The sequence below is a fragment of the Streptomyces sp. 11x1 genome (assembly GCF_032598905.1).
Classification (GTDB): Bacteria; Actinomycetota; Actinomycetes; order Streptomycetales; family Streptomycetaceae; genus Streptomyces.
Window position 1 is genome coordinate 6,351,672 of sequence record NZ_CP122458.1, and the last position, 12,173, is coordinate 6,363,844.

At 73.4% G+C, this 12,173-nt stretch carries 10 protein-coding genes and 1 pseudogene; 4 read left to right on the forward strand and 7 right to left on the reverse strand.

The features are described from left to right. Positions 1-65 precede the first annotated feature (65 nt). The 3 genes from P8T65_RS27950 to P8T65_RS27960 all read left to right on the forward strand — a co-directional run bounded on the left by P8T65_RS27950 (position 66) and on the right by P8T65_RS27960 (position 3,255). Complete coding sequence (locus P8T65_RS27950; protein WP_316727966.1) at positions 66-1,673, forward strand: aromatic amino acid ammonia-lyase; 1,608 nt, start codon at positions 66-68, stop codon at positions 1,671-1,673. After that, on the forward strand, positions 1,670-2,530 hold the full coding sequence (locus tag P8T65_RS27955) for a MurR/RpiR family transcriptional regulator (protein ID WP_316727967.1): 861 nt from the start codon (positions 1,670-1,672) through the stop codon (positions 2,528-2,530). The genes P8T65_RS27950 and P8T65_RS27955 overlap by 4 nt, the downstream gene beginning before the upstream one ends. Positions 2,531-2,685: 155 nt before the next feature. After that, positions 2,686-3,255, forward strand: a complete 570-nt coding sequence (locus tag P8T65_RS27960) for a hypothetical protein (RefSeq protein ID WP_316727968.1) — start codon at positions 2,686-2,688, stop codon at positions 3,253-3,255. A gap of 146 nt (positions 3,256-3,401) precedes the next feature. On the opposite strand, the gene P8T65_RS27965 is transcribed toward P8T65_RS27960, so the two are convergent. The 7 genes and pseudogenes from P8T65_RS27965 to P8T65_RS27995 form a co-directional block, all read right to left on the reverse strand. Beyond that, positions 3,402-4,763: an APC family permease gene (locus P8T65_RS27965; RefSeq protein WP_316727969.1), complete on the reverse strand. Its 1,362-nt coding sequence runs from the start codon at positions 4,761-4,763 to the stop codon at positions 3,402-3,404. A 96-nt stretch (positions 4,764-4,859) separates the two neighbouring features. Next, positions 4,860-5,573, reverse strand: coding sequence for a lipoprotein (locus P8T65_RS27970; protein ID WP_316731755.1), 714 nt, complete (start codon positions 5,571-5,573; stop codon positions 4,860-4,862). A 107-nt stretch (positions 5,574-5,680) separates the two neighbouring features. After that, entirely contained in the window at positions 5,681-6,055 is a 375-nt protein-coding gene (locus P8T65_RS27975) for a hypothetical protein (protein WP_316727970.1), read from the reverse strand. 16 nt (positions 6,056-6,071) lie between these two features. Beyond that, the gene (locus P8T65_RS27980) at positions 6,072-6,665 is read right to left on the reverse strand and encodes a roadblock/LC7 domain-containing protein (protein ID WP_316727971.1); all 594 of its coding nucleotides are present in this window, start codon (positions 6,663-6,665) and stop codon (positions 6,072-6,074) included. A 624-nt stretch (positions 6,666-7,289) separates the two neighbouring features. Beyond that, a pseudogene (locus P8T65_RS27985) lies at positions 7,290-8,022 on the reverse strand (hypothetical protein); the annotation flags it as partial. Next, on the reverse strand, positions 8,019-8,417 hold the full coding sequence (locus P8T65_RS27990) for a hypothetical protein (RefSeq protein WP_009327980.1): 399 nt from the start codon (positions 8,415-8,417) through the stop codon (positions 8,019-8,021). The pseudogene P8T65_RS27985 and the gene P8T65_RS27990, both read right to left, overlap by 4 nt. Before the next feature lie 324 nt (positions 8,418-8,741). Beyond that, complete coding sequence (locus P8T65_RS27995; RefSeq protein ID WP_399100487.1) at positions 8,742-10,199, reverse strand: diaminopimelate decarboxylase; 1,458 nt, start codon at positions 10,197-10,199, stop codon at positions 8,742-8,744. A 122-nt stretch (positions 10,200-10,321) separates the two neighbouring features. Between P8T65_RS27995 and hutU the strand changes: the two genes are divergently transcribed. After that, on the forward strand, positions 10,322-11,986 hold the full coding sequence (gene hutU / locus P8T65_RS28000; protein ID WP_316727972.1) for a urocanate hydratase: 1,665 nt from the start codon (positions 10,322-10,324) through the stop codon (positions 11,984-11,986). The last annotated feature ends 187 nt before the right edge of the window (positions 11,987-12,173 follow it).

Genomic DNA, 12,173 nt, shown 5'->3' on the forward strand with positions numbered 1-12,173 from the left:
TAGTCTCATGCAGAGTTCTCGGTGTCTGAATATGCGGTTCCGTCGGAGCTGAGGAGGCTACGGGTATGTCCTCTCGGATCATGGGCGTGACGGACGTCCCCGCCGCCGTCACCGGGCAGGTCGGGCAGGCCGGGCTCGTCGTCCTCGACGGGCGTGCGCTGGGGGTCGCCGATGTCGTCCGGCTCGCCGACGGTGTCGTACGGCCGGTGCCCGACGGCGCGGCGGTGCGGCGGGTCGAGGATTCCTGGGAGGCCGCCCGGCTGATCGCGGCGGCCGGGCGCGTGTACGGCCGTTCCACCGGGGTCGGTGCCAACCGCACCGAGGACGTGCCCACCGAGGCCGCTGCCGAGCACGGCCTGCGGCTGCTGCGCAGTCACGCCGGGGCCATCGGGGAGGAGCTGCCCGCCCGGCAGGTGCGCGCCATGCTCGCCGTACGCGCCAACCAGCTGCTCGCGGGCGGCGCGGGGCTCCGGCCGAGCGTGGTCACCGCGCTCTGCGCCGCGCTGGAGAGCGGGGCGCACCCCGTGGTCAACGAGTTCGGTTCGGTGGGGACGGGCGACATCGCGGCCCTGGCCCAGGTGGGGCTGGCGCTGGCGGGGGAGCATCCGTGGCGGGTGCCTGGGGTGCCGGAGGCGCGGTCGGAGCATGGGGGCGGGCCCAGGCCGGGTGTCGGCGTGCCCGAGGCGCAGCCGCTGGACAACAATGACGCCCTCGCGCTGATCAGCAGCAACGCGCTCACGCTCGGGCAGGCCGCGCTCGCGCTGCACGAGCTGCGCGGGCTGATCGCGGCCACGCAGGTCGTCGCCGCGCTCTCGCTGCTCGCCGTGGACGGCTCGCACGAGGCGTACGCGGCGCCCGTGCACGTCGCGCGCGCCCACCGGGGGTCGCGCGAGGTGGCCCGGCGCATGCGGGAGCTGATCGGGGCGGCCGACCGGCCCACACCCCCGCTGGGGCGGATCCAGGACCCGTACGGCTTCCGGTGCCTGCCGCAGATCCACGGCCCCGCGCTGGACGCGGCGGACGCGCTGGAGGGCGTCCTGGAGGTGGAGATCAACGCGGCGGCGGAGAACCCGCTGATCATCCCGGAAGACATGGCCGCGTACCACCACGGAGGCTTCTACCAGGCCCAACTCGCCCTCGCCCTCGACCACTTCAGGCTCGCCGTGACCCAGGTGGCCCGGCTGTCGACCTCCCGGCTCTCCTCGCTCAACGAGCCCGCGTACACCCGGCTGCGGCCCTTCCTCGCCGACCACGAGCCCGCCTCCTCGGGCGTGATGATCCTGGAGTACGCCGCCGGGGCCGCCCTCGGTGACCTGCGGGCCTTCTCCGCGCCCGCGTCGCTCGGCCACGCCGTACTCTCCCGGGGCGTCGAGGAACAGGCCAGCTTCGCCTCGCTCGCCGCCCGGCAGACGCTGCGGGCGTGCGGCGCGTACCGGCTCGTCGTCGGCTGTGAACTGGTCGCGGCCGTACGGGCGTTGCGGCAGCGGGACCTGCGGCCGGACCCGGGGCTGCCGGTCGGACGCGCGCTGGAACTCGCGGAGGCCGTGCTCGACCCGGACCCGGCCGACCGGCCGCTGACGGCAGACGTGGGCGCGGCGGCCGTACTGCTCGATCGGTTCACCCAGATCTGGACGGACGTCCAGGCGAACCCACTGAGGGGGAGCGCGTCATGAGCGCGGACAAGGGCACGGGCGTGACGGACAGTCCCGCCGCGCGGCTGCAGACGCTCTTCGAGGGGCACCGGCTGACGCCCACTCAGCGGCGCATCGCCCACAGCATGGTGCGGCGGGCGGCCGACGTGCCGTTCCTGTCGAGTGTGGAACTGGCCGAGCTGGCCGGGGTGAGCCAGCCGTCCGTGACCCGGTTCGCGGTGGCGCTGGGCTTCGACGGCTACCCGGCGCTGCGTCGGCACCTGCGGGACGTCGGGCCCGCCGAGCCGGCCCCGGACACCACCACGTACAACGAGTACCAGCAGGCCGTCGAGGCCGAGATCGAGAACCTGCGGCATCTGGCCGAGGTGCTCGCCGACCCCGCCCCGGTGGCCCGGGCCGGGCGGCTGCTCGCCGCGTCCCGGCCGCTGCCGGTGCTCGGACTGCGGGCGGCGGCCTCCCAGGCGTACGGGTTCGCGTACTTCGCGGCGAAGGTCCACCCCGACGTACGGCTGCTGCACGAGGGCGGCAGCATGCTCCACGACCGCATCGACGCGGCCGTGCGCGGGGGCGCGACCGCGCTGCTCTGCTTCGCGCTGCCCCGGCATCCCCGCGAGGTCGTCGAGAGCCTGGCGTACGCCAAGGAGGCCGGGCTCTTCGTCGTCACGGTCGCCGACTCCGCCTTCGCGCCCGTCGCCAAGGTCTCCGACCTGCTGCTGCCCGCCGCCGTCGGCACCGGGCTCGCCTTCGACACGGCCTGCGCCCCCATGCTGCTGGGCCGGGTGCTCCTGGAGGCCATGTGCGACGACCTGCCGGAGGCCCAGGCCCGGCTGGAGGAGTTCGACGCGAAGGCCGCGACCAGGGGACTGTTCGTGGAGTAGTCCGCGTCTGGAGCAGACCGCGTCGTGGACCAGACCGCGTCGTGGAGCAGTCCGCGCGATCGGCCGAGGTTCGCGATTCTCAGGCGCGTTTCACGTTCTCCCGCTAGCGTGCCCGCGACTGTCGTACGACCTGGGGTTCATGGGAGGCGGGGAGCGTGGCGCGCGGAGGGCAGGGGCTTGCTCGGGTGGCCGTCGTGGTGCGGGCCGGGGCGGCGCCGTTGTGGTGGCTGGGGGTGCTCGCGGCCGGGATCGGGGTCCTGCCGTCCGGGCTGACCGGGCGGCGGATCGGGGTGCTGGCGGGGGCCGCCGTGTTCATCGTCGCGGCCGCGGTGGTGGCGTGGGTGGGGCGCGGCCGGTATCTCGCGCCCGCGCGGGAGGCCGTGCGCGCCGGCAAGCACGATGTCCTCCAGGACCGTGCCGTGACGCTGCGCGCCTGGCGCCGGGGCCACCGCTGGTGGCTGCTGCTCTGCTTCGCGGCCGCCCTGGGCTCCTCCTTCGCCCTGCCCGCGGCGGGCGGCCTGCTCCTCGCCGGCCTCGGCACCGGCCTCCGGCTCAAGGCCGCCTGGCTCGGCCGCCGTGAACGTGCCGCCGGGCAGCTCTTCTGGGTCCGGGTGGACTGGCTGTCCGCACGGGCCGGCCGCCCCACGGGCAAGCGGGTGCCCGGCTACCGGCTCACGGGCATCGAAGCGGGCGACGCGGCACCCGGGGGCGGCCGACGGGCGTAGGGCCGCCGCCCGACGTCGGCGGGGCTCCGCTGGGCTCGCTCCGGCGTGGCGCATGGGCTTGCTCCGGTGGGACTCATGGGCTTGCTCCGGCGCGGGCGCACGGGCTCGCGCCGGTGGGGCTGTGGGCTCGGTGGGGCGGTGCGGGGCTACTCGCCGCGCGTGCGCAGGACCAGCTTGTTCACCGCCCACAGAGCGATGCCGATGGCCAGGAGCACGCCCGCGCGGATGTAGACGTCGGCCGGGCGGTCGGCCAGCGGGCTCGCCAGGATCAGGGCCGTCAGGGCGCCGAGCACCGGCAGGGCCGTCGGCGTCCGGAAGTGGGCGTGGTCGACGCGGTCACGGCGCAGAACCAGGACCGCGATGTTGACGACCGCGAAGACACAGAGCAACAGGAACGCGGTGGTGTCACCGAGGCCCTCGATCTCACCGGTGGAGACCAGGCCGATCGCGAGGAGGGTGACGAAGACGATGCCCACGACGGGCGTACGGCGGCGGGGCAGGACGCGTGCCATGCCGCGCGGGAGGATGCGTTCGTTGGCCATGCCGTAGCAGAGGCGGGAGGCCATCATGATGTTGATCAGGGCCGAGTTGGTGACCGCGAAGAGGGCGATCAGGGCGAAGAGTCCGTGCGGGAAGTCCACCCCGCCGGCCTTCACCACTTCGAGGAGCGGACCGCTGGAGCCCTCCAGGGTCCCGGCGTCGACCAGCAGCGACGACACCAGAGCCACCAGCACGTAGATCGTGCCCGTCACCGCCACCCCGATGAAGATCGCGCGGGGGAAGGTCCGGGTCGGGTTCTTCGTCTCCTCCGCCATGTTCACCGAGTCCTCGAACCCGACGAAGGCGAAGAACCCGAGGGCCGTGGCGCCGAGCACGCTGGTGAGCAGGGCGTATCCCGTGCCGCTCGCCTCGAACTCGGTCAGCCGGGACGGCTCGCCGTCACCGCTCAACACCGCCCAGGCGCCGATCGTGAGGATGATCAGCAGGCCGGTCAGCTCGACCAGGGTCAGCACCACGTTCGTCTTGACCGACTCCGAGACGCCCCGCAGGTTCAGGGCGGCCAGCAGGACGATGAAGGCGATGGCGACGAGGGTGGGCGGCAAGGCCCCGTTCGTCAGCTCGTCGAGATAGTCACCGCTGAAGGCACGCGCGGCGGCGCTCGCGGAGGACAGGCCGGAGCACATCACCATGAACGCGACGATGAACGTCAGGAAGGGAACCCTGAACGCCTTCTGCGTGTAGAGCGCCGCCCCGGCCGCCTTCGGGTACTTGCCGACCAGTTCGACGTACGACGCCGCCGTCAGGATCGCCACCACGAAGCCGATCACGAAGGGCAGCCAGAGCGCTCCGCCGACCTTCCCGGCGACCTTGCCCGTGGTCGCGTAGATGCCGGTGCCGAGGATGTCGCCGATCACGAAGAGGATCAGCAGCCTGGGGCCGAGCACCCGCTTGAGGCCGGTCTCCTCGGCGGGCGCGGGTGCCGCGGCGGTGCCTTCGGCAGTGGACAAGAGAACCTCCCCCGGTCGGTGATCCGTCCGGGGGACTCATGCCCGGTCGCGGCCCGTGGATGCCTGCGCGACCGGGCCTCGGGGCCGGGAGGATGATCAGGTCGTGCTCAGTGTCCGCTTGGCCAGCTCGTACGCCGGGAGCATCTGCTCGTGCTCCTGGGTGTCGAGGCCGCCGAGATGGACGACGACGGGCCCGTCCGGGGTCACGGCGACGAAGGCCCGCTCCTTCTTGGTCTCGTACAGCGCCTCACTGGTGTAGAGGTACTCGACCTCGGTGCCCCGCACGTCGGAGTCGGAAGTGAACTCGCTGTACTTCGCCTCGCTCGTCTCCCCCTCGGCCGCCACGAACTCCTTGAGCAGCGCCTCCGCGTCACCCGCCTCGGCCCCCTTCTCGCCCGTCCAGACCCGGATGAAGCCGATGTTCCCGGCCGGCTTGGCGTCGATCTCGCACGCGGCGGTGAACGGGCCCTGCCGGAGCAGCCCCTCGGCCAGCTCGGCCGCGAGCTGATCCTCCTCCGAACCGCCGCCGTCGCCGGGCGTGCCGGTCTCGACGGCCTCCGGCCGCCACTCCTCGGCCGTGTCGAAGGTGACCGGGAGTGGGCAGGAAGAGCCGGCCGCGCCGACACTGCCGCCGCTCTTCGCGGCCTCCCCGGTGCCGGCGGCGGTGTCCTTCCCTTCGGCGGACGCCGCGCCGCTGGTGCTCGCCGACGGCTTCGCGTCGTCGTCCCCCGCCGGCTCCGAGCACCCCGTCAGCACCCCGGCCAGCAAGGCCAGCTGCGCCAGCGCCGTCCCCCGTACGGCTCTTCCCACGGTCACCCACCCCTTGTCGTTCGAGGTCGGACACGGTAGCCGAGGCGTGCGCGGGCGGCGCTCCCCGGGTGGGGGGGGGCGCCGCCGGAGCCGTCGGGTCAGGGCGGTCAGACCTCCAACTCCGCCTCGATCCGCCGCAACTGGTGCCGGGCCATGGCCAGGTTGGCGCGCTTGGCGTCGAGCACCAGATAGAGGAAGAGGCCGTTGCCGCCGCGCCCGGTGATCAGGCGGATCAGGTGGTACGCGTCGGTCAGGGTGATCAGGATGTCCTCGATCTCGCCCTTGAGGCCGAGGTGTTCCATGGTGCGCAGCTTGGCGCGGACGACGTCGGTGTTCCCGGCGGCGGCGACGGTGAGGTCGAACCCCTTGCTGCCGCCGATCGTGCCCAGTGCCATGCCGCTGGTGTAGTCCACGAGGGCGGCGCCGGTCGCGCCCTCGATGGTCGCGAGGGCCTCTTTCAGCGCGGTCTCGGTGTTGGCCATGGTGTGCGGTGTCCTTTCAACTCTCACTGGTGGTAGGTGTGTTGGGAGTGGTTCGGGGGGTGGTGGCGCGAGGCGTCCGGCGGGGCATCGTCGACCTGACCGTGGCCTTGGCCGGCGCCTGGGGCGAGGTCGCGGCCGTGGTCGCGTCGGCGCCGAGTGCCCCGCTGGTCCTGGCCACGGACCGGGCCGGGTTCCTGGTGACCGCCCTGGCGCCCGCCGCGGCCTGCTCGTCGGGCCGTGGCAGGGCATCCACCAGTTCGCCGATCCGGCCGCCCGCCCGGCGGCCCTCCAGGTGCAGTCGGCCCACGTTGACGCGGTCCTGGGTCAGCAGCGTCAGTACGGCGGAGGAACCCGCCGCGTACGTCGCCACATAGCCTTGGTCGCCGCGCAGCAGCAGTTCACGGAGATCGCCCCGCCCGGCGGCGTCCGTCATCCGTACGGCGACGCCGAGCGCGGCCGCGGTGAGCGCCGCCAGGCCCTCGGGTTCCACCCCGGGGGTGTCGTGGGCGAGGACCAGCCCGTCCACGCTGGCCGCCAGCGCGCCGGTCAACTGGGGCACACGGGCCCTCAACCGGTGCAGTTCGTCGAGGACTTCGGCCTCCGCAACCATGAGCAGTCTCCTCTCGGCGGGACGCTCCCGCTGCCGCTCAAAGGGCCTCCAGCGCATCCCTGAGCCTTTGCAGTAGAGCCACTTCGGGGTCGGGGGTGGTGAGCGGCCAAGGTGGGGTGAGGGGCGGCGCCTCGACACCGGCCGTGAGCCCGGCCGACGGGTCACGGCCGGTGTCGCACGGTGCGGGGTGCCCGGGGACGACCGGGGTGAGGTACCCGGGGGCGGGTGGTGCGAGCGGGCTCGAACGGCCGGGGTCGGCCGGTGGGAGCCGGTGCGGGTCGAGTGGCGCGGGGTGGCCCGACTCGACCGGTGCGAGGTGCCGTGCGTCGGCCAATGTGAGGCCGCCCGGGGCCGTCGGCGTGTGGTGCCTCACGTCGGCCGGGGGGAGGTGCTCCGGGTGGGGCAGCGGGGAGTGGTCCGGGCCGGGTGGTGGTGGGGGAGGGCCCGGTGGGCGGGCGGGGGTGAGGCCCGGGTGGGGCACGGGGGCGCGTTCCCGGCGCGCGGCGGGAACGGGGTCCCGGCGGGCGCCGGGGGCGGGGTCCGGACCTGCGGGAGCCAGGGGTGCGGGAGCCTGCCCTGCAGGGGCCGGCGGTGTGGCAGCCGATGGTGTGGAAGCCCGCCCTGTGGGAGCCGGCGGTACCGGGGCAGGGCCGCATCGGGCCGTGGATATGAGGCCGGCCGCCGCCAGTCTTCGCACGTCCACGAGGGTGTGGAAGGCGGGGCGTCCCAGGCTCCGGGAGATCTCGGCGGCCGTGCGGAAGCCGTCGACCTGCCCGAGCACGGCTCCCTGCCGGGCCGGGACCGGCGGTGCGTCCAGGCCGACCGCTCTGACCAGCGGAGCCTCGTCCGTCGCCGGGTCGGGCCAGATGCGGTGCAGGAGGTCGCGGCGGCGCCGGGCCTCACGCTCCACGGCGGCCACCGGCACCGGCCGGATCGGCCCCAGCCAGTGCGCGGCACCGTAACGGAAGCTGGCCGGCGCGCTGCTCGGGCCGAGGACGAAGTACGCCGCGTCGAAGAGCGCGCCCGAGTGGCACAGCTCCAGCGCGCCCCGGGCGACCCGGCCGCTGTCCACCAGGAACCGCCCCACCCGCAGCCCCGCCCCGGCCGTGTCGACCGCCTCCCGCCAGCCGTCGGAGTCCAGGATGCCGCCGGTGGCGAGCAGGACGTCGAGGCCCGGGGAGCGGGGGCTCTCGGCGTGCACGACCTTCCCCTCGGACAGGTACAGCGACCCGCTCTCGCGCAGCAGGACGCCGGTGGCCCGCTCGGCGGCGAGCCTGCTCAGCATCGGGGAGACGGCCTGCCGGAAGTGTTCTCCGCGCACGGGCAGCGGGGGCGCCGGTGTGGTGATCACGCTCATGCCAGCACCAGCCGTCCGGCCATCTCACCGAGCCGGATCCGGGCCAGCGCGAGGTTGCCGTCCGTACGCGCCAGCCACAGGTGCAGGAACACACTGCTGTCGAACGTCGTCCGCACGAACCGCAGCACGTGGTACGTGTCCCGGTTGCTGACGATCAGGTCCTCGACCGGCAGATCCGCCCCGGACCAGTCGGAACCCTCCTCCGGCGCGAACGCCCGGTGCTCCGCCGCGAGCCGCGCGAGTTCCGCCGCCTCCGCCGCGGTCGTCTCGTGGTCACCGCCGGGTGCCTCCCCGACCGTGCCCAGCGCCAGTCCGCTGGTCCAGTCGACCACCGCGGCGCCCAAGGCACCGGGCAGCCTCATGGCTTCCACCAGACACTCGTCGATTCCGGGCACCGTGGCTCCCCTCCTGCCTGCGGTTCGGCTGAGTGACGCAGACGCTACGCAACGTGTGCGCGAGGGGTGAGAGATCTGGCATTTTCCAGCGGAACATGCGGACAGGTGACTAGGGTGGGTCGACTTGCCTGCTTTTCGCCGCTGTTGGGCCCGGGAACAGGCCCGGCGCGCTGAGGTGGACCTATGCGGCCGACCTGCATGGCGGGCGCGGACGGAACGCCGCGCATCCACCATTCTGAGGGGCGCGAGGGGCGTGCGAGAGGGAGCTTTTGCGAACTCGGGGCGCGAGCAACTCCTTCACGGGCGCGAGTCGGCAGGTGCCGATCAGAGCCTCAGCAGTCCCGACCGCTCCGCTCCCCCCGCCTCGGCCACGATCTCCTCCACGGTCTGCGCCCGCCGCACCACCGCGAAACGCATCTGCCCCTCCCCGGGCGCGTACCCGTAGATCCCGGGCCGGGGCAGGGAGTTGTACGCGTAGTGGTGCGCGAAGTAGTACGCGCCGGTGTCCAGCGCGGCCGCGTAGTCCCCCGGCTCGAACAACGGCAGCGAACGCCCCTCCGCCAGCAGGTCCCCGGCGAAACAGGCGGGCCCCGCCACGTCCTGCGGCACCGCCGGGCCCTCCTTCACGCGGCCCTTCGCGTCGTACGCGGAGATCCGCAGCGGCCAGGACCCTGGCGCGTACACCGTCCGGGTCGCCACCTGCACCCCGGCGTGGGTGACCGCGATGGCCCGGCCGCCCGCGCTCTTCGTGTACTCCACCCGGGCGACGACCGTCCCGTGCTTCGCCAGGAGCGACCGCCCGAACTCGGTCACCAGCCCGTACCGCCCGTCGAACAGTCCCGGCACCGCCTCCGCCAGCAGCCGTGCGTACTGCTCGTACGTCGGTGCCGCCGCCTCCGACGCGAAGTTCACCGGCAGCCCGCCGCCGATGTCGATCGTGTCGATCTGCCGCCGCCCGATCCGCCGGTTGATCTCCTCCGCCAGCTCGTACGTCTCCGTGATCCCCCGCGTCATCAGCGACAGCGGGATCCCCTGCGACCCGGTGTGCGCGTGCAGCCAGCTCAGCCACGGCCGCTCCAGATACGCCCGTACGACCCACTCCCGGGCGCCTTCGTCGAGGAGTGCCACCCCGAACTTCGAGGTGGCCGTCGCTGTGGACAACGCGTCGATCGCGCCACCGCCGACCTGCGGGTTCACCCGGATGCCGACGGGTGAGCGGGTGGTGGCCGACCGGACGAGCGCGTCGATGCGGTCCAGCTCCTGCGGGTTGTCCGCGTTGACGGCGATGCCCAGCGCCAGCGCCTCCCGCAGCTCGGCCGGCGTCTTGGCGGGGGAGTCGAGCACGGTCAGCGCGGGCGGCACCCCGGCCGCCCGCGCCAGGGCCAGCTCCCCGGCGCTGGCCACCTCCGCGCCGATCCCCGCCTCGCGCAGCAGCCGCAGCACGGGCACGAGCGGCGTCGCCTTCACCGCGAACGCGTGCAGCACCGGCGTCCCCGGCGCCGTCACCGCGTCGAAGGCCCGGCGCAGCGCCCCGGCCGACGCCCGGATCCCGGTCACGTCGAGCAGGGCGACGACCGGCTCGCCGGGGCCCAGCAGCCCCTGCTCCACAGCCGCCCGTACCGCCTCGTCCCGTCGCGCGACCCGCTCGCCGTCGGTGTCGAACAGCCGCAGCGTGCGCTCGGCCTCCTCCTCGTCGTGCAGACCGCAGGGCCGCTCCCCTTCGGTCCCGTGCGTCACGTCTCCCATCTCTTCCCCCGTTGTCGTGTCGTCGTCCGCACCCATAGGGCCAGTGTGTCCAGCCAAACATCCACGGCGCGCCGCCGCTGGCCCTACGGGCGTATTGACTAGCTCTATTCAGCAAGTCAGGATGTGAATAGTTGCTGTATAGAGCTGGAGGCAGACCCGTGTCAGGACCCCGCCCCGTTCGAGCCCCGCGCGGTACGGAACTCAGCGCCCTGGGCTGGCAGCAGGAAGCCGCCCTGCGCATGCTCCAGAACAACCTCGACCCCGAGGTCGCCGAGCACCCGGACAAGCTGGTCGTCTACGGCGGCACGGGCAAGGCCGCCCGCGACTGGCGCTCCTTCGACGCCATGGTCCGCACCCTGAGGACGCTCAAGCAGGACGAGACCATGCTGGTCCAGTCCGGCCGCCCCGTCGGCGTCATGCAGACCCATGAGTGGGCCCCCCGCGTCCTCATCGCCAACTCCAACCTCGTCGGCGACTGGGCCAACTGGGAGGAGTTCCGCCGACTGGAACAGCTCGGGCTGACCATGTACGGGCAGATGACCGCCGGTTCCTGGATCTACATCGGCACGCAGGGCATCCTCCAGGGCACCTACGAGACCTTCGCAGCCGTCGCCGCCAAGAAGTTCTCCGGCACCCTCGCCGGGACGATCACCCTCACCGCCGGCCTCGGCGGCATGGGCGGCGCCCAGCCCCTCGCCGTGACCATGAACGACGGCGTCGCGCTCTGCATCGACTGCGACCCCCGCGCCATCGAGCGCCGCATCGAGCACCGCTACCTCGACGTCAAGGCCGACTCCCTCGATCACGCCCTCCAGCTGGCTATCGAGGCCCGTGACGCCCGCCGCCCGCTGTCCATCGGCGTGCTCGGCAACGCCGCCGACCTGGTCCCGCAGCTCCTCGCCATGGGCGCCCCCATCGACATCGTCACCGACCAGACCTCCGCCCACGACCCGCTCGCCTACCTGCCCGTCGGCGTCGACTTCGACGACATGGCCTCGTACGCGGCCAAGGACCCGGCCGGCTTCACCACGCGCGCCCGCGAGTCCATGGCCCGGCACGTCGAGGCCATGGTCGGCTTCCAGGACGCCGGGGCGGAGGTCTTCGACTACGGAAACTCCATCCGGGGCGAGGCCCAACTCGCCGGCTACGAGCGGGCGTTCGCCTTCCCCGGTTTCGTCCCCGCCTACATCCGGCCGCTGTTCTGCGAGGGCAAGGGCCCCTTCCGGTGGGCGGCTCTGTCCGGCGATCCCGCCGACATCGCCAAGACCGACAAGGCGATCCTCGACCTCTTCCCCGAGAACGAGTCCCTGCACCGCTGGATCAGGATGGCGGGCGAGCGCGTCCACTTCCAGGGCCTCCCGGCCCGCATCTGCTGGCTCGGCTACGGCGAACGCGACAAGGCCGGCGAGCGCTTCAACGACATGGTGGCCTCCGGAGAACTGGCCGCGCCGCTCGCGATCGGCCGCGACCACCTCGACTGCGGCTCCGTCGCCTCCCCCTACCGCGAGACCGAGGCCATGCTCGACGGTTCCGACGCGATCGCCGACTGGCCGCTGCTGAACGCGATGGTCAACGTGGCCTCCGGGGCGTCCTGGGTGTCCCTGCACCACGGCGGTGGCGTGGGCATGGGCCGCTCCATCCATGCCGGCCAGGTGACCGTGGCCGACGGCACGAAGCTGGGCGGCGAGAAGATCCGCCGGGTACTGACCAACGACCCCGGCATGGGCGTCATCCGGCACGTGGACGCCGGGTACGACATCGCGGAGTCCGTCGCCGACGAGCGGGGCGTACGGGTGCCGATGCGCGAGGGTGGCGACGCGTGACCCGAAGCGAGGGCGGACGAAGCGGAGACTCCCCGGTGGGGGTTGATGCCTCGTCGCCGACTGCGGGCCCGGCTGCGCCCACCCGTTCCGCCCTGCGGAACGACTGCCCACAGCCTGTACGGGGAAGTGACCGGTCCGACGGGGTGCAGCCTGAGGCGGCCGGCGGCGGCCGCCGGCCGGCGGCCGT